Below are 16,441 nucleotides of genomic sequence, written 5' to 3'. Positions count from 1 at the left end.
TCAAGTCGGCGCGAGACCGCTCAGCCGAGCACCTGCCCGGACCTCACGCACCTGCCACGGCCCCCTGGATCTCCTGCGCGAACCGCTCGGCCGCCCCGCGCAGCGCGCTGACGTCGGGACCGTGACGCAGAACACCCCGGCTGACGTTGGGCACGACATTGCGGACGGCCGCGCCGAAGACGCCGGGAAGATCGGCGGGAGTCGCGCCCTGAGCGCCGATGCCGGGGGCGAGGAGCGGGCCGTTGACGTCCAGGTCGTAGGAGGACAGGTCGCCGAGCGTGGCGCCGACCACCGCGCCGAAGGAGCCCAGCGGCTCCTCCCCCGCGTTCTCGGCCGCCAGGTGGGCCAGCATGGTCGCGCCGATGTTCCGGCCGTCCGCGCGGACCGCGTGCTGCACCTCCCCGCCCTCCGGGTTCGAGGTCAGCGCCAGCACGAACAGGCCGGCGCCGCTCTCCCGGGCCAGGGCGACGGCCGGGCTCAGCGAGCCGTAGCCGAGGTACGGCGAGACGGTCAGGGCGTCGGAGAACAGCGGGGCGTCCGGGCGCAGGAACGCCTCGGCGTAGGCGGCCATGGTCGAGCCGATGTCGCCGCGCTTGGCGTCCATCACGACCAGGGCGCCGGCCGCGCGCGCCTCCTGGACCGACTTCTCCAGGACGGCGAGACCGCGCGAGCCGAACCGCTCGAAGAAGGCGCTCTGCGGCTTCAGGACGGCGACCCGGTCGGCCATGGCCTCGACGACCGTGCGGCTGAACCGCTCCAGGCCGGCGATGTCGTCGTCCAGGCCCCACTCGGCGAGCAGGGAGGCGTGCGGGTCGATGCCGACGCACAGCGGCCCGCGCTCGTCCATGGCGCGGCGCAGCCGGGCACCGAAGGGCTCCAACGGGCTGGTGCTGGTCATCGGGGCGTCCTCACGTCGGCGCCGACCGCGTCGGCGAGGGTGGCGTACGGGCTGGTGCGCAGGCGGGCGGCGAGGCCCTTGTGGATCGCGCGGCACCAGAAGGGGCCCTCGTAGACGAAGGCGCTGTAGCCCTGGACCAGCGTGGCACCGGCCAGGATGCGCTGCCAGGCGTCCTCGGCGGTCTCGATGCCGCCGACGCCCACCAGGGTGATCCGGTCGCCCACGCGCGCGTACAGGCGGCGCAGGACCTCCAGGGAGCGCGCCTTGAGCGGGGCCCCGGACAGTCCGCCGGTCTCCTTCACCAGCTCGGCGGCGGACCGCAGGCCGAGGCCCTCGCGGGCGATGGTGGTGTTGGTCGCGATGATGCCGTCCAGGCTCAGCTCCACGGCGAGGTCGGCGACCGCGTCGATGTCCTCGTCGGCGAGGTCCGGGGCGATCTTCACCAGCAGCGGGACGCGCCGGTTCGCCACCGTGCGGTCGGCGGCCTCGCGGACGGCGGTGAGCAGCGGGCGCAGGTGGTCCACGGCCTGGAGGTTGCGCAGGCCGGGCGTGTTCGGCGAGGAGACGTTGACGACCAGGTAGTCCGCGTACGGCGCGAGACGTTCGGCGGACTTCACGTAGTCGGCGACGGCCTCCGCCTCCGGGACGACCTTGGTCTTGCCGATGTTGACGCCGACGACCGTCCGGAAGACCGGCTCCCGGGTGGCCAGGCGGGCCGCCACGGTGAGCGAGCCGTCGTTGTTGAAGCCCATGCGGTTGATCAGGGCGCGGTCCGCGACCAGCCGGAACAGCCGCTTCCTTGGGTTGCCGGGCTGCGGCTCCCCCGTCACCGTGCCGATCTCGACGTGGTCGAAGCCCAGCATCGACATGCCGTCGATCGCGACGGCGTTCTTGTCGAAGCCGGCGGCGAGCCCGAACGGGCCGTGCATCCGCAGCCCGAACGCCTCGGTGCGCAGCTCCTTGTGGCGGGGCGCGAGGGCGGCCGCGGCGAAGGTGCGCAGCACGGGGATCCGGGCGGCGAGGCGGATCCAGCGAAAGGCCAGGTGGTGGGCCTTCTCGGGATCCATGCGCTTGAAGACGAGATTGAAGAAGATCTTGTACATGGGTGTCCTCGTGAAGAGGGGGACACCGTTTCCGGTGTCCCCCTCAGGGCTGCTAGTCGCGGGCCGCGGTCAGGTGTTCCGCGTGTTCCTGGAGCGAACGGACGCCCACGTCACCGTGGTTGAGGGCGTCGATGCCCTGGACGGCCGCCGCGAGCGCCTGGACGGTCGTCAGGCACGGCACGGAGCGGGCCACCGCGGCCGTACGGATGTCGTAGCCGTCGAGGCGGCCGCCGGTGCCGTACGGGGTGTTGACGATGAGGTCGACCTCGCCGTCGTGGATGAGCTGGACGATGGTCCGCTCGCCGTTCGGACCGGTGCCCTCGGACTGCTTGCGCACGATGGTGGCGTTGATGCCGTTGCGCTTGAGGACCTCGGCGGTGCCGGAGGTGGCGAGCAGCTCGAAGCCGTGGGCGACCAGCTCGCGCGCCGGGAAGATCATCGAGCGCTTGTCGCGGTTGGCGACCGAGATGAAGGCGCGGCCCTTGGTGGGCAGCGGGCCGTAGGCACCCGCCTGCGACTTGGCGTACGCCGTGCCGAAGACGGAGTCGATGCCCATGACCTCGCCGGTGGAGCGCATCTCCGGGCCGAGGACGGTGTCGACGCCGCGGCCCTGGATGTCGCGGAACCGCGACCAGGGCATGACGGCCTCCTTGACGGAGATCGGCGCGTCCAGCGGCAGTTCGCCGCCGTCGCCGTCCTTGGGCAGCAGGCCCTCGGCGCGCAGCTCGGCGATGGTCGCGCCCAGCGAGATCCGGGCGGCGGCCTTGGCGAGCGGCACCGCGGTCGCCTTCGAGGTGAAGGGGACCGTACGGGAGGCGCGCGGGTTGGCCTCCAGCACGTAGAGGATGTCGCCGGCCATCGCGAACTGGATGTTGATCAGGCCGCGCACGCCGACGCCCTTGGCGATGGCCTCGGTGGAGGCGCGCAGGCGCTTGATGTCGAAGCCGCCGAGGGTGATCGGGGGCAGGGCGCACGCCGAGTCGCCGGAGTGGATGCCGGCCTCCTCGATGTGCTCCATGACGCCGCCGAGGTACAGCTCCTCGCCGTCGTAGAGGGCGTCGACGTCGATCTCGATGGCGTCGTCGAGGAAGCGGTCGACGAGGACCGGCCGGGAAGGGCTGATCTCGGTCGACTCGGCGATGTAGGCGGCGAGGCGGGTCTCGTCGTAGACGATCTCCATGCCGCGTCCGCCGAGCACGTACGAGGGCCGGACCAGGACCGGGTAGCCGATCTCGTCGGCGATGGCCTTGGCCTCCGCGAAGGTGGTGGCCGTGCCGTGCTTCGGGGCCGGCAGGCCCGCCTCCGCGAGGACCCGGCCGAAGGCGCCGCGGTCCTCGGCCGCGTGGATGGCCTCGGGGGACGTGCCGACGATCGGCACGCCGTTGTCCTTCAGGGCCTGCGAGAGACCGAGCGGGGTCTGGCCGCCGAGCTGGACGATCACACCGGCGACAGGTCCGGCGAGGGACTCCGCGTGGACGATCTCCAGCACGTCCTCCAGCGTCAGCGGCTCGAAGTACAGCCGGTCGGAGGTGTCGTAGTCGGTGGAGACCGTCTCCGGGTTGCAGTTGACCATCACGGTCTCGTACCCGGCGTCGGACAGCGCGAAGGAGGCGTGGACGCAGGAGTAGTCGAACTCGATGCCCTGCCCGATGCGGTTCGGGCCCGAGCCCAGGATGATCACCGCGGGCTTGTCGCGGCGGGCGACCTCGGTCTCCTCGTCGTAGGAGGAGTAGAAGTACGGCGTCCTGGCGGCGAACTCGGCGGCGCAGGTGTCGACCGTCTTGTAGACCGGGCGGACGCCGAGGGCGTGCCGGACCTCGCGGACGACGTCCTCGCGCAGGCCGCGGATCTCACCGATCTGCTGGTCGGAGAAGCCGTGCCGCTTGGCCTCGGCGAGCAGGTCGCCGGTCAGCTCGGACGCCTCGGCCAGCTCGTCCGCGATCTCCTTGATCAGGAAGAGCTGGTCCACGAACCACGGGTCGATCTTCGTGTACTCGAAGACCTCCTCGGGCGTGGCACCCGCGCGGATGGCCTGCATGACGGTGTTGATCCGGCCGTCGGTGGGGCGCACGGCCTCGCGCAGCAGGGTTTCCTTGTCACCGGGGTCGCCGACGAAGGTGAACTGGCTGCCCTTCTTCTCCAGCGAGCGCAGCGCCTTCTGGAAGGCCTCGGGGAAGTTGCGGCCGATGGCCATGGCCTCGCCGACCGACTTCATGGTGGTGGTCAGCGTGGAGTCGGCCTGCGGGAACTTCTCGAAGGCGAAGCGAGGGGCCTTGACGACCACGTAGTCGAGCGTGGGCTCGAAGGAGGCCGGGGTCTCCTGGGTGATGTCGTTCGGGATCTCGTCAAGGGTGTAGCCGACGGCCAGCTTGGCGGCGATCTTGGCGATCGGGAAGCCGGTCGCCTTGGAGGCGAGGGCCGAGGAGCGCGACACGCGCGGGTTCATCTCGATGACGATCACGCGACCGTCGTCGGGGTTCACCGCGAACTGGATGTTGCAGCCGCCGGTGTCGACGCCGACCTCGCGGATGATCGCGATGCCGACGTCGCGCAGCACCTGGTACTCGCGGTCGGTGAGCGTCATCGCCGGGGCGACGGTGATCGAGTCGCCGGTGTGCACGCCCATGGGGTCGAAGTTCTCGATGGAGCAGACGACCACGACGTTGTCGTGCTTGTCGCGCATCAGCTCCAGCTCGTACTCCTTCCAGCCGAGGATGGACTCCTCCAGGAGCACCTCGGTGGTCGGGGAGAGCGTGAGGCCCTGGCCGGCGATACGGCGCAGCTCGTCCTCGTCGTGCGCGAAGCCGGAGCCGGCGCCGCCCATGGTGAAGGACGGGCGGACGACGACCGGGTAGCCGCCGAGGGTCTCGACGCCCTTGAGGACGTCGTCCATGGTGTGGCAGATGACCGAGCGGGCGGACTCGCCGTGCCCGGTCTTGCGGCGGACCTCCTCCACGACGTCCTTGAAGAGGTCGCGGTCCTCGCCCTTGTGGATGGCCTCGGGCTTGGCGCCGATCAGCTCGACGCCGTACTTCTCCAGGACGCCGTTGTCGTGCAGCGCGATGGCGGTGTTCAGGGCCGTCTGGCCGCCCAGGGTGGGCAGCAGGGCGTCGGGGCGCTCCTTGGCGATGATCTTCTCGACGAACTCCGGGGTGATCGGCTCGACGTAGGTGGCGTCGGCGATCTCCGGGTCGGTCATGATCGTCGCCGGGTTGGAGTTGACGAGGACCACGCGCAGGCCCTCGGCCTTGAGCACGCGGCACGCCTGGGTGCCGGAGTAGTCGAACTCGGCGGCCTGGCCGATGACGATCGGGCCGGAGCCGATGACCAGGACGGACTGGATATCGGTGCGCTTAGGCACGCTGGCCCTCCATCAGGGAAACGAAGCGGTCGAACAGGTAGGCGGCGTCGTGCGGGCCCGCTGCCGCTTCGGGGTGGTACTGGACGGAGAAGGCGGGCTGGTCGAGCAGCTGGAGCCCCTCCACGACGTCGTCGTTCAGGCAGACGTGCGAGACCTCGGCGCGGCCGAACTTCGTCTCGCTGACCTTGTCGAGCGGCGCGTCCACGGCGAAGCCGTGGTTGTGCGCGGTGACCTCGACCTTGCCGGTCGTACGGTCCTGGACCGGCTGGTTGATGCCGCGGTGGCCGTACTTCAGCTTGTAGGTGCCGAAGCCGAGGGCGCGGCCGAGGATCTGGTTGCCGAAGCAGATGCCGAACAGCGGCGTCTTGCGCTCCAGGACGGTGCTCATCAGCGCGACCGGGCCGTCGGCGGTGGCCGGGTCGCCGGGGCCGTTGGAGAAGAACACACCGTCGGGGTTGACGGCGTAGACCTCGTCGGCGGTGGCGGTGGCGGGCAGGACGTGCACCTCGATGCCGCGCTCGGCCATGCGGTGCGGGGTCATGCCCTTGATGCCGAGGTCGATGGCGGCGACGGTGAACCGCTTCTCGCCGATCGCCGGGACGACGTACGCCTCCTTGGTCGCGACCTCCTCGTAGAGGCTCGCGCCCTTCATGTGCGGCTGGGCCTGCACGCGCTCCAGCAGCTCCGCCTCGGGGGCGATCGCCTCGCCGGAGAAGATGCCGGCGCGCATCGAGCCGCGCTCGCGCAGGTGGCGGGTGAGGGCGCGGGTGTCGATGCCGGAGATCCCGACCACGCCCTGCCGCTCCAGCTCGTCGTCCAGGGAGCGCCGGGACCGCCAGTTGGACGGCACGCGCGCGGGGTCGCGCACGACGTAGCCGGAGACCCAGATGCGGCCCGACTCGTCGTCCTCGTCGTTCCAGCCGGTGTTGCCGATCTGGGGGGCGGTCGCGACGACGATCTGGCGGTCGTACGACGGGTCGGTGAGGGTCTCCTGGTAGCCGGTCATGCCGGTGGAGAACACGGCTTCGCCGAAGGTCTCCCCCACGGCCCCGTAGGCGCGGCCGCGGAAGGTGCGGCCGTCCTCCAGGACGAGTACGGCGGGAGTCTTCGCGGCTCCCCTGGTGGAGGTCGTCATCGTGCGCCTTCCGTGTCGTTGGTCATCTGGTTCAGGGTGTCGACCCACTCGGTGTGCTCGGCCGCGTGGTCGGAGCGGAAGCCCGAGTCGATCAGCTTGTCGCCGTGCGCCCAGGTCACCACCAGCAGCCCGCCCTCGGTGAGGACCTTGCCGGCGATGCCCTTGTCCAGGCGGGCTCCGCGCAGCGCGGCCGTGGGGACGAAGAAGTCGGTCGCTCCGGGGCGCTCGACCTCCAGGCCCGCGTCGGTCAGGGTGAGCCCGGCCCGGCTGCGGGTGCCCAGGCCGTGGGCCACGATCCGGTCCAGCCACTGCCCGGCGGTGGTGGAGCCGTGGTAGCGGCCGCTCATGCTCAGTCTGGCCGGGCCGGTCTCCTCCGGCGCGCTGGGCAGCGCCGGCAGGTCGCCCTGGAGGGTGCCGCGCCACTTCCAGCCCTCGCGCATCAGCCAGTAGACGAGCGCGATGAACAGGACCAGTCCGACGAGCCAGCCGATGCGGGCCCCCCAGTCGGTGACCTCGGCGGACTTCTTCGCCTCGGCCAGCAGGATTACAGGTGTCACGTGAGCTTCCCGTCGACGAGCGTGGCCTTGCCCCGCAGCCACGTGTGCGTCACACGGCCCGGCAGCTCCCGCCCCTCGTAGGGGGTGTTGCGGCTGCGCGAGGCGAAGCCCGCGGGGTCCACCTGGCCACGGTATTCCGTGTCGACGAGGGTGAGGTTGGCGGGCTCACCAGCCGAGACGGGACGGCCGTGCCCGGCGGCCTGTCCGATCTGCGCGGGTTTGACGGACATGCGGTCGGCGACGCCGGCCCAGTCCAGCAGACCCGTTGCGACCATGGTCTCCTGGACCACCGACAACGCGGTCTCCAGGCCGACCATGCCCATGGCGGCGGCGGCCCACTCGCAGTCCTTGTCCTCGTGCGGGTGCGGGGCGTGGTCGGTGGCGACGATGTCGATCGTGCCGTCGGCGAGCGCCTCGCGCAGCGCCATGACGTCGCGCTCGGTGCGCAGCGGCGGGTTGACCTTGTAGACGGGGTTGTAGCTGCGCACCAGCTCGTCGGTGAGGAGCAGGTGGTGCGGGGTGACCTCGGCGGTGACGTCGATGCCGCGGGACTTGGCCCAGCGGACGATCTCCACGGAGCCGGCGGTCGAGAGGTGGCAGATGTGGACGCGGGAGCCGACGTGCTCGGCGAGCAGCACGTCCCGGGCGATGATCGACTCCTCGGCGACGGCCGGCCAGCCGCCCAGGCCCAGCTCGGCGGAGACGACGCCCTCGTTCATCTGGGCGCCCTCGGTCAGGCGCGGTTCCTGCGCGTGCTGGGCGACGACACCGCCGAAGGCCTTCACGTACTCCAGCGCCCGGCGCATGATCACGGCGTCGTCGACGCACTTGCCGTCGTCGGAGAAGACGGTGACGCCGGCGGCGGACTCGTGCATGGCGCCCAGCTCGGCGAGCTTCCTGCCCTCCAGGCCGACGGTGACGGCGCCGATGGGCTGCACGTCGCAGTAGCCGTGCTCCCGGCCGAGGCGGTAGACCTGCTCGACCACGCCCGCGGTGTCGGCGACGGGGAAGGTGTTGGCCATGGCGAAGACGGCCGTGTAGCCGCCGCTCGCCGCGGCGCGGGTGCCGGTGAGGACGGTCTCGGAGTCCTCGCGGCCCGGCTCGCGCAGGTGGGTGTGCAGGTCGACCAGGCCCGGCAGCAGCACCTTGCCGCCGGCCTCGACGACCTCCGCGCCCTCGGCGGACAGTCCGGTGCCCACCTCGGCGATGGTCTCGCCGTCGATCAGGACGTCCTGCGGCTCGCCGCCGAGCACCTTCGCGCCACGGATCAGGATCTTGCTCATGCTGGTTACTTCTCCTCGGAACCGGTGGGGCGGGTGACGGCGGGCTCATTGCCGCCGAGCAGCAGGTACAGGACGGCCATGCGGATGGACACGCCGTTGGAGACCTGCTCGACGGCGGTGCAGCGGTCGGAGTCGGCGACCTCGGCGGTGATCTCCATGCCGCGGACCATCGGCCCGGGGTGCATCACGATGGCGTGCTCGGGCAGCCGCGCCATGCGGTCGCCGTCGAGGCCGTAGCGCCGGGAGTACTCGCGCTCGGTCGGGAAGAACGCGGCGTTCATCCGCTCGCGCTGGACCCGCAGCATCATCACGGCGTCGCACTTGGGCAGGGTGCTGTCGAGGTCGTAGGACACCTCGCAGGGCCAGTTCTCGACGCCGACCGGCACCAGGGTGGGCGGGGCGACCAGGGTGACCTCGGCGCCGAGGGTGTGCAGCAGGTCGACGTTGGAGCGGGCGACCCGGCTGTGCAGGACGTCCCCGACGACGGTGATCCGCCTGCCGGACAGGTCCTGGCCGAGCCCGGCGTCGCGGCCGATCAGCCGGCGGCGCATGGTGAAGGCGTCCAGCAGGGCCTGGGTGGGGTGCTGGTGGGTGCCGTCGCCGGCGTTGATGACGGCCGCGTCGATCCAGCCGGAGTTGGCGAGCCGGTAGGGGGCCCCGGAGGCGCCGTGCCGGATGACCACGGCGTCCACGCCCATGGCCTCCAGGGTCTGGGCGGTGTCCTTCAGGGACTCGCCCTTGGACACCGACGAGCCCTTGGCGGTGAAGTTGATGACGTCCGCGGACAGCCGCTTCTCGGCGGCTTCGAAGGAGATGCGCGTACGCGTGGAGTCCTCGAAGAAGAGGTTGACGATCGTCCGGCCGCGCAGGGTCGGCAGCTTCTTGATCGGCCGGTCGGCGACCCGGGCCATCTCCTCGGCGGTGTCGAGGATGAGGACGGCGTCGTCGCGGGTGAGGTCGGCGGCCGAGATGAGATGACGCTGCATCTGTCAGGCTCCGTAAGGCAGTTCAATCGGGAGAATTAGGGCAAACCGGGCGCATCGCGGCACGCCGAAGCGGCCGGGGCCGGCTTGCTAGTGGCCGGCCGGCTTGGCACCGAGCAGCACGGTGTCGCGACCGTCCTCCTCGGCGAGCTGGACCTTGACCGTCTCCCGCAGCGACGTGGGGAGGTTCTTGCCGACGTAGTCGGCGCGGATCGGCAGTTCACGGTGGCCGCGGTCGACCAGGACCGCGAGCTGCACCGCGCGCGGGCGCCCGATGTCGTTCAGGGCGTCGAGGGCGGCGCGGATCGTGCGGCCGGAGAAGAGCACGTCGTCGACGAGGACGACCAGCCGGCCGTCGATGCCGTCACCGGGGATCTCGGTCCGGGCCAGCGCACGCGGCGGATGCATGCGCAGGTCGTCGCGGTACATCGTGATGTCGAGCGAGCCGACCGGGACCGTGCGGTCGGTGATCTGCTCCAGCTTGGCGGCGAGCCGCTGGGCGAGGAAGACGCCCCGGGTCGGAATGCCGAGGAGCACCACGTCGTCGGCGCCCTTGGCGCGCTCGACGATCTCGTGGGCGATGCGGGTCAGCACCCGCGCGATGTCGGGGCCCTCGAGAACGGGCCGCGCATCGGACGCCTGCGGATTCGCCTGCGTGTCGTGCTTGTCCATACGAAACGGACCCCCTTCTCCGCCTCACGGGACGGATCTTAAAGGACGTCGGAATTGCGCCATCCACCGTAGCAGGTCACCGGTCAGGCCCCCGTCACCCCCCTGGCATCCGCCTTTCACCCCCTTGGCCCAGCCGGCGACCGCTACCACGGAAGAGTCGGTGTGGACCATTCGGCTTGACGCACAAGAGTCACGCTGCGTAACCTCACAGTGAGTTACCAGCCGCGCGGCGGGAAAACAGCCGGCCGCGTCGACACAGTGTCCGGGGAGCTATATGTCCAGCGAATACGCCAAACAGCTCGGGGCCAAGCTCCGGGCCATCCGCACCCAGCAGGGCCTTTCCCTCCACGGTGTCGAGGAGAAGTCCCAGGGTCGCTGGAAGGCCGTGGTGGTCGGTTCGTACGAGCGCGGCGACCGTGCCGTGACCGTGCAGCGCCTTGCCGAGTTGGCCGATTTCTATGGCGTCCCGGTGCAGGAGCTCCTGCCGGGCACCACGCCTGGCGGCGCCGCCGAGCCGCCGCCGAAGCTGGTCCTCGACCTTGAGCGGCTGGCCACCGTGCCGGCCGAGAAGGCGGGACCCCTCCAGCGCTACGCGGCGACGATCCAGTCCCAGCGCGGCGACTACAACGGCAAGGTGCTCTCGATCCGCCAGGACGACCTGCGCACACTCGCCGTCATCTACGACCAGTCCCCCTCGGTCCTCACCGAGCAGCTGATCAGCTGGGGCGTGCTGGACGCGGACGCGCGCCGCGCGGTGGCCACGCACGAAGAGGCGTAACCGCTTCCCAGCTCAGCAGAAACGTGCCGCCGGGGTGGCCGGAACCATGCGGTTCCGGCCACCCCGGCGGCTTTTGCACGAGGGGTCAGGCTGCTCCCGGGGCCGGGGCGCGCGGACATGACGAAGGGGCGCGGGGAACCGCGCGACCGGCCACGGGCGACCCGTAGCCGCCGCAGCAACGTTCCCCGACGCCCCTCTCGCGGCCTTTTCGGCTAGCCCCGGCGCAGCGTGGGCTTGAGTTCCTTCAGCCGGCCCAGCAGGCCGTTGACGAACGAGGGCGACTCGTCGGTCGAGAACTCCTTCGCCAGCTGCACCATCTCGTCCAGGACGACGGCGTCCGGGGTCTCGTCGACCCAGATCAGCTCGTACGCGCCCAGCCGCAGGATGTTGCGGTCGACGACCGGCATGCGGTCCAGCGTCCAGCCCACCGCGTACTGGGCGATCAGCTCGTCGATCCGCGTCGCGTGCTCCGCATAACCCTCGACCAGCTGCATCGTGTACTCGCTGACCGGCGGCTGCCGGGTGTCGGACCGGGAGAGCCGGATCCAGTCCGCGAGGACGGTCAGGACGTCGGCGCCACGCTGGTCGCCCTCGAAGAGGATCTGGAAGGCGCGCTTGCGGGCCGTGTTGCGGGCAGCCACGGTTAGCTGTTCACCCGGCCGAGGTAGTCGCTGGTGCGGGTGTCGACCTTGATCTTCTCACCGGTGGTGATGAAGAGCGGGACCTGGATCTGGTGACCGGTCTCCAGGGTGGCGGGCTTGGTGCCACCGGTGGAGCGGTCCCCCTGGACGCCCGGCTCGGTCTCCTGCACGACCAGCTCGACGGCGGCCGGCAGCTCGACGAAGAGCACCTCGCCCTCGTGCTGCGCGACGGTGGCCGTGAAGCCCTCGATCAGGAAGTTGGCGGCGTCGCCGACGGCCTTGCGGTCGACCATCAGCTGGTCGTAGGTCTCCATGTCCATGAAGACGAAGTATTCGCCGTCCATGTAGGAGAACTGCATGTCGCGCTTGTCGACGGTGGCCGTCTCGACCTTGACGCCGGCGTTGAAGGTCTTGTCGACGACCTTCCCGGACAGCACGTTCTTGAGCTTGGTGCGCACGAAGGCCGGTCCCTTGCCGGGCTTGACGTGCTGGAACTCGACGACGGACCAGAGCTGGCCGCCTTCGAGCTTGAGCACCATGCCGTTCTTGAGGTCGTTCGTGGAAGCCACGGTTGCGGAATCTCCTGGACTGACGTGGACGACCACGGGGCAGGCGCACAGCTCAGGGCTAGAGCGCGAGCAGCTCCTTGGTCGTGATGGTGAGTAGCTCGGGTCCGCCGTCCGCCTCGGGGCGCACGACGAGCGTGTCATCGATCCGGACACCGCCCCGGCCCGGGAGGTGGACCCCCGGTTCGACGGTGACCGGCACGCAAGCGTCCAGTTTACCCATTGCCGCGGGCGCCAACTGCGGGTCCTCGTCGATTTCGAGTCCGACACCGTGTCCGATCAGCGGTGGGAGTGCCTCCGCATAGCCGGCGGAGTCCAGCACCTGCCGGGCCGCGCGGTCGACGTCACGGTAGGCGGCGCCGGGTGTCAGGAACTCGCGACCGGCGCGCTGAGCGGCGAAGACGAGGTCGTACAGCTCGATCTGCCAGTCGGCGGGCGAGGTGCCGATGACGAAGGTACGGCCGATCTCGCAGCGGTAGCCGCGGTAGGTGGCGCCGAGGCAGACGGAGAGGAAGTCCCCCTCTTCCACGCGCCGGTCGGTGGGGCGGTGGCCGCGGCGCCCGGCGTGCGGGCCCGTGGCCACGGAGGTGGGGAACGCCGGGCCGTCGGCGCCGTGATCGACCAGGCGCCGCTCCAGCTCCAGCGCGAGGTGCCGTTCGGTGCGGCCGACCAGGATGGACTCCAGCAGCTCACCGAGGGCCTGGTCGGCGATCTCGGCGCCGATGCGCAGGCAGGAGATCTCCTCCTCGTCCTTGACCACCCTGAGCTGCTCGACGGCGCCGCCGAGGTCGGTCAGGCGGAGCGTCGGGGTCACGGAGGCGAGGGCTCTGTGGCGGGCCACGGTGAGGTGGTGTTCCTCGACCGCCAGGGAGTCGGCGCCCTGGGCCGCGGCGAGCCCGGCCGCGGTGACCGCGGCGTCGCCGCCGTTCGCCGGGAGGACGTGCAGGCGCACGTTCTCGTCCGGCTTGCCTTCGTAGGGGCGGTCCTCCGGCGGGCCGGCGCAGACCAGGAGGTCCTCGCCTCTGCCGAGCAGCAGGACGGAGCCCTGCGGGGCTGCGGCGGCGAGGTAGCGGACGTTGGCCGGGCGGGTGACGAGCGCTGCCGCGGTGCCGGCCGCGTTGACATGGTCCCTCAGCCGGGATCGGCGGTTCGCGTACACCTCTGACATGAGATGAGCGTAGGAGTTTTGTGCGGTTTGTGCCGGTTGGGTGGGGCCGAGTGGGGTCGGCGAGGGCGGTACCGCCGGGGGCGGCCCTGTGAGGGGGCGCGCGGTCGGGGATCGCGGGCGGGCCGCGAGGCGTGGTGCCGCCGGGGGCGGGGGTGGGCCGGCGAGGGTGGTGCCGCCGGGGACCCGGGGCGGGCCAGTGAACGTGGTGCCGCCGGGGGCCGGGGGTGGGCCGGTGAGGCGTGGTGCCGCCGGGGACCGGGGGCGGGTCAGTGACTGTCGTGCCGCCGGGGACCGGGGCCGGGTCAGTGACCGTCGTGCCGCCGGGGGCGGGGGTGGGCCGATGAGGCGTGGTGCCGCCGGGGACCCGGGGCGGGCCAGTGAACGTGGTGCCGCCGGGGGCCGGGGGCGGTGCGTCCGTGGACCGGGGGCGGTGCGTCCGGGTCGGGCGCGCGGTTGCCCGCGCCCCGTGTCGCGCGCCCGGGGACGTCCCCTCCGCTCACCAGCTCGGCGGGCTCGCTATGGCCCTCGCCAGGACCTCGTCCAGGACGCGGGCCGTGCCCGGGACGTCCAGCTGGGAGTTGTCGACGATCGGGAGGCCCGACCCGTACCAGCCGGCCATGCGGCCGTGGATCCGGGCCACCTCCTCGTCCGTGAGGCGGCGGTTGCCGGTGCGTTCGGCGTTGCGCTCCAGGACGATGTCCAGGCCCGGGAGCAGGACCACCGGGAGCAGGCCGGGGCCCACGTGCCGCTTCCAGCCGCCGAGCCCCACGACCGGGCGGTCCGGGAAGACGGCGTCGTCCAGGATGCAGGAGATGCCGTTGGCCAGGAAGTTGCGGGCCGCGAACCCGCAGGTCCGGCGGGCCAGGCGGTACTGGGCCTCGGAGTTGTCGTTCCAGCCGGACTGGGGGTCGGCGAAGCCCGAGCGGACCCATTCGCGGACATCGTCCAGGCTGATGTGGGCCGTGGGGACGCGGCGGTGCTCCGCCCAGTACTTGGCGACGCTGGTCTTGCCCGCGCCGGCCGGACCGATGAGGAGGACGGCGAGGGTGGTGGCCGTGGGGTCCGGGACCGCGGCCGCGGCGGGCGGCGCCGCGGGCACGCCGACCGGGCCACCGGGTGGCAGCGGCACATGCCCGGTGGTATCGGGGGCGACCGGGCCGGCGGCGTGCGGCGCGGGCGGGGGCGGCGACGCCGGGTGGGAGGGGGCCGGCGGCTGCTGCGGCGCGGGCGGCACGGGGCCCGACGGGGCCGGGAAGCCCGGCGCCGCCGGCGGGGGCACGGGGGCGGCCGGCCCCTGGGCGGCTCCCGGGTGCGGGCCCGGGTGGTGTGCGGCCGACGCCCAGCCGGCGTGCGGCCCCTGCCCCGGCTGGTGGGGCGGCGGCAGCGGAGACCCCACTGCGTGCTGCATCCGTTGCCACTCCGTCTCGTACAGGCGCTTTGGTGCCGGCAGCGGGAGCACGCCCCCACCGCCTACCGAACGGTACCGTCCCCGGCCGTCGTTTGGTGAAACGGCCGGGGGCGGCCCGAAGTGCCCGGTCCGGGAGGGGAATCGGACGGACGGAACAGTCGGGGACTTACTGCCCGACCTCGCCGTACGCGGCGAGACGGAACAGCCCGCGACCTACTGCCCGACCTCGCCGGACGCGAGGCGAGACGGAACAGCCCGCGACCTACTGCCCGACCTCACCGGACGCGAGGCATGACGGAACAGCCCGCGACCTACTGCCCGACCTCGCCGTACGCGGCGAGGAGGACCGCCGGGTCCGGGCCCTCCAGGACGGTCGGCTTCCCCAGACCGTCCAGGACGATGAAGCGCAGCAGGTCGCCGCGGGACTTCTTGTCGACCTTCATCGTCTCCAGCAGCTTGGGCCACTGGTCGTAGCGGTAGTGCAGCGGCAGGCCGACGGCCTCGAGGATGGTGCGGTGCCGGTCGGCCGTCGCGTCGTCCAGCCGGCCGGCCAGGCGGCCCAGTTCGGCGGCGAAGTGCATGCCGACCGAGACCGCGGCGCCGTGCCGCCACTTGTACCGCTCGTTCTTCTCGATGGCGTGGCCGAGCGTGTGGCCGTAGTTGAGGATCTCCCGCAGGCCGGACTCCTTCAGGTCCGAGGAGACGACCTCGGCCTTGACCCGGATCGACCGCTCGATCAGCTCGGCCGTGTGCGGGCCCGCCGGCGTCCGGGCGGCCTCGGGGTCGGCCTCGATCAGGTCCAGGATGACCGGGTCGGCGATGAAGCCCGCCTTGATGACCTCGGCCAGACCGGAGACGTAGTCGTGCACCGGGAGGGAGTCCAGCGCCGCCAGGTCGCACAGGACACCGGCGGGCGGGTGGAAGGCGCCGACCAGGTTCTTGCCCTCCGCGGTGTTGATCCCGGTCTTGCCGCCGACCGCCGCGTCCACCATCGCCAGCACGGTGGTCGGGATCGCGATCCAGCGCACGCCGCGCAGCCAGGTCGCGGCGACGAAACCGGCGAGGTCAGTGGTCGCGCCTCCGCCCACGCCGACCACCACGTCGGTACGGGTGAAGCCGGACTGGCCCAGCGCCTTCCAGCAGTAGGCGGCGACCTCGGCGGTCTTGGCCTCCTCCGCGTTCGGCACCTGGATCGCGACGGCCTCGTACCCCTGCTCGGCCAGATCGGCCCGCAGCGCCTCACCGGTCTCGGCCAGCGCCTCCGGGTGGACCACCGCGACCCGCTTGGCCCGCGGCCCGATCAGGGAGGGCAGCTCGCCCAGCAGCTGCCGGCCCACCAGCACCTCGTACGCGTCCGTGCCCGCGGTCGCGCCGATCCGGATCCGGGTGACTGACTCGCTCATCCTTGCTTCAACTCCAGTGCGTCCAGCACGTCTTGGGTGACCTCTTCCGGGCCGCGGCCGTCCGTCGCGACGACGGTGGTGGCGACCTCCTCGTACAGGTGCCGGCGCGCGTCCATCAGTTCCCGCCACTGCTTGCGCGGGTTGACCGCGAGCAGCGGGCGGGCCACGTTCAGACCGGTGCGCTTGACGGCCTCCTCGACCTCCATCGAGAGGTAGACCACCCGCTGCCCGGCCAGCAGCGCCCGGGTGTCCGGGTCCATGACCGCTCCGCCGCCCAGGGCGACGACACCCTCGTGCTCGGCGAGCGCGGCCCGCACGGCCGCCTTCTCCTTCACGCGGAAGGCGGGCTCGCCCTCGTCCAGGAAGATCTCGGCGATGGTGCGGTCCTCGGCGGCGACGATGTCCTCGTCGGTGTCCCGGTAGCCGACGCCGAGGTGCTCGGCGAGCAGCCGCCCGACGGTGGACTTGCCCACGCCCATCGGGCC

The 16,441-nt window shown here is 71.8% G+C and carries 15 protein-coding genes; 1 reads left to right on the top strand and 14 read right to left on the bottom strand.

Going from position 1 to position 16,441, the window contains the following annotated elements; translation table 11 throughout:
- Positions 1-43: 43 nt before the first annotated feature.
- The 8 genes from pyrF to pyrR all read right to left on the bottom strand — a co-directional run bounded on the left by pyrF (position 44) and on the right by pyrR (position 9,992).
- A complete protein-coding gene (gene pyrF / locus JK361_RS32325; protein WP_201825170.1) occupies positions 44-898 on the bottom strand; it encodes an orotidine-5'-phosphate decarboxylase in 855 nt (284 codons plus the stop codon).
- Positions 895-2,001, bottom strand: coding sequence for a quinone-dependent dihydroorotate dehydrogenase (locus tag JK361_RS32320; protein WP_201825169.1), 1,107 nt, complete (start codon positions 1,999-2,001; stop codon positions 895-897). Before JK361_RS32320 ends, pyrF begins: the two co-directional genes overlap by 4 nt.
- Positions 2,002-2,053: 52 nt before the next feature.
- Complete coding sequence (carB, locus tag JK361_RS32315; protein WP_201825167.1) at positions 2,054-5,362, bottom strand: carbamoyl-phosphate synthase large subunit; 3,309 nt, start codon at positions 5,360-5,362, stop codon at positions 2,054-2,056.
- Positions 5,355-6,497: a glutamine-hydrolyzing carbamoyl-phosphate synthase small subunit gene (carA, locus tag JK361_RS32310; RefSeq protein WP_201825165.1), complete on the bottom strand. Its 1,143-nt coding sequence runs from the start codon at positions 6,495-6,497 to the stop codon at positions 5,355-5,357. Before carA ends, carB begins: the two co-directional genes overlap by 8 nt.
- Complete coding sequence (locus tag JK361_RS32305; RefSeq protein ID WP_201825163.1) at positions 6,494-7,054, bottom strand: PH-like domain-containing protein; 561 nt, start codon at positions 7,052-7,054, stop codon at positions 6,494-6,496. Before JK361_RS32305 ends, carA begins: the two co-directional genes overlap by 4 nt.
- The gene (locus JK361_RS32300; protein ID WP_201825161.1) at positions 7,051-8,337 is read right to left on the bottom strand and encodes a dihydroorotase; all 1,287 of its coding nucleotides are present in this window, start codon (positions 8,335-8,337) and stop codon (positions 7,051-7,053) included. The genes JK361_RS32305 and JK361_RS32300 overlap by 4 nt, the downstream gene beginning before the upstream one ends.
- Positions 8,338-8,342: 5 nt before the next feature.
- Positions 8,343-9,323, bottom strand: coding sequence for an aspartate carbamoyltransferase catalytic subunit (locus JK361_RS32295; RefSeq protein ID WP_201825159.1), 981 nt, complete (start codon positions 9,321-9,323; stop codon positions 8,343-8,345).
- A gap of 87 nt (positions 9,324-9,410) precedes the next feature.
- The gene (pyrR, locus tag JK361_RS32290) at positions 9,411-9,992 is read right to left on the bottom strand and encodes a bifunctional pyr operon transcriptional regulator/uracil phosphoribosyltransferase PyrR (RefSeq protein ID WP_201825157.1); all 582 of its coding nucleotides are present in this window, start codon (positions 9,990-9,992) and stop codon (positions 9,411-9,413) included.
- A gap of 274 nt (positions 9,993-10,266) precedes the next feature.
- Between pyrR and bldD the strand changes: the two genes are divergently transcribed.
- Entirely contained in the window at positions 10,267-10,770 is a 504-nt protein-coding gene (gene bldD, locus JK361_RS32285) for a transcriptional regulator BldD (RefSeq protein WP_014671524.1), read from the top strand.
- A gap of 212 nt (positions 10,771-10,982) precedes the next feature.
- Here bldD and nusB read toward each other — a convergent pair whose 3' ends face one another.
- The 6 genes from nusB to JK361_RS32255 all read right to left on the bottom strand — a co-directional run bounded on the left by nusB (position 10,983) and on the right by JK361_RS32255 (position 16,435).
- Entirely contained in the window at positions 10,983-11,411 is a 429-nt protein-coding gene (gene nusB, locus JK361_RS32280; protein WP_201825155.1) for a transcription antitermination factor NusB, read from the bottom strand.
- Between the two features lie 2 nt (positions 11,412-11,413).
- Positions 11,414-11,980: an elongation factor P gene (gene efp, locus JK361_RS32275; protein ID WP_031486831.1), complete on the bottom strand. Its 567-nt coding sequence runs from the start codon at positions 11,978-11,980 to the stop codon at positions 11,414-11,416.
- Between the two features lie 58 nt (positions 11,981-12,038).
- Positions 12,039-13,145: an aminopeptidase P family protein gene (locus tag JK361_RS32270; RefSeq protein ID WP_201825153.1), complete on the bottom strand. Its 1,107-nt coding sequence runs from the start codon at positions 13,143-13,145 to the stop codon at positions 12,039-12,041.
- A gap of 496 nt (positions 13,146-13,641) precedes the next feature.
- On the bottom strand, positions 13,642-14,553 hold the full coding sequence (locus JK361_RS32265; RefSeq protein ID WP_201825151.1) for a Pro-rich N-terminal domain-containing protein: 912 nt from the start codon (positions 14,551-14,553) through the stop codon (positions 13,642-13,644).
- Positions 14,554-14,864: 311 nt separating this feature from the next.
- The gene (aroB, locus tag JK361_RS32260) at positions 14,865-15,956 is read right to left on the bottom strand and encodes a 3-dehydroquinate synthase (RefSeq protein WP_201825149.1); all 1,092 of its coding nucleotides are present in this window, start codon (positions 15,954-15,956) and stop codon (positions 14,865-14,867) included.
- Positions 15,953-16,435 (bottom strand): shikimate kinase, encoded by a 483-nt coding sequence (locus JK361_RS32255; RefSeq protein ID WP_201825343.1) that lies wholly within the window; start codon positions 16,433-16,435, stop codon positions 15,953-15,955. Before JK361_RS32255 ends, aroB begins: the two co-directional genes overlap by 4 nt.
- Between the last annotated feature and the right edge of the window lie 6 nt (positions 16,436-16,441).

This window comes from Streptomyces musisoli (assembly GCF_016741855.1).
In the GTDB taxonomy this organism is placed as follows: domain Bacteria; phylum Actinomycetota; class Actinomycetes; order Streptomycetales; family Streptomycetaceae; genus Streptomyces; species Streptomyces musisoli.
The sequence above is the reverse complement of the archived record's forward strand: the minus strand, read 5'-3'. Positions and strand labels throughout refer to the sequence as shown.

Bases quoted from the DNA above. Each gene is read 5' to 3' on its own strand.
- pyrF (WP_201825170.1), bottom strand. From the start codon at position 898: ATGACCAGCACCAGCCCGTTGGAGCCCTTCGGTGCCCGGCTGCGCCGC.
- JK361_RS32320 (WP_201825169.1), bottom strand. From the start codon at position 2,001: ATGTACAAGATCTTCTTCAATCTCGTCTTCAAGCGCATGGATCCCGAG.
- carA (WP_201825165.1), bottom strand. From the start codon at position 6,497: ATGACGACCTCCACCAGGGGAGCCGCGAAGACTCCCGCCGTACTCGTC.
- JK361_RS32300 (WP_201825161.1), bottom strand. From the start codon at position 8,337: ATGAGCAAGATCCTGATCCGTGGCGCGAAGGTGCTCGGCGGCGAGCCG.
- JK361_RS32295 (WP_201825159.1), bottom strand. From the start codon at position 9,323: ATGCAGCGTCATCTCATCTCGGCCGCCGACCTCACCCGCGACGACGCC.
- pyrR (WP_201825157.1), bottom strand. From the start codon at position 9,992: ATGGACAAGCACGACACGCAGGCGAATCCGCAGGCGTCCGATGCGCGG.
- bldD (WP_014671524.1), top strand. From the start codon at position 10,267: ATGTCCAGCGAATACGCCAAACAGCTCGGGGCCAAGCTCCGGGCCATC.
- JK361_RS32270 (WP_201825153.1), bottom strand. From the start codon at position 13,145: ATGTCAGAGGTGTACGCGAACCGCCGATCCCGGCTGAGGGACCATGTC.
- JK361_RS32265 (WP_201825151.1), bottom strand. From the start codon at position 14,553: ATGCAGCACGCAGTGGGGTCTCCGCTGCCGCCGCCCCACCAGCCGGGG.
- aroB (WP_201825149.1), bottom strand. From the start codon at position 15,956: ATGAGCGAGTCAGTCACCCGGATCCGGATCGGCGCGACCGCGGGCACG.
- JK361_RS32255 (WP_201825343.1), bottom strand. From the start codon at position 16,435: ATGGGCGTGGGCAAGTCCACCGTCGGGCGGCTGCTCGCCGAGCACCTC.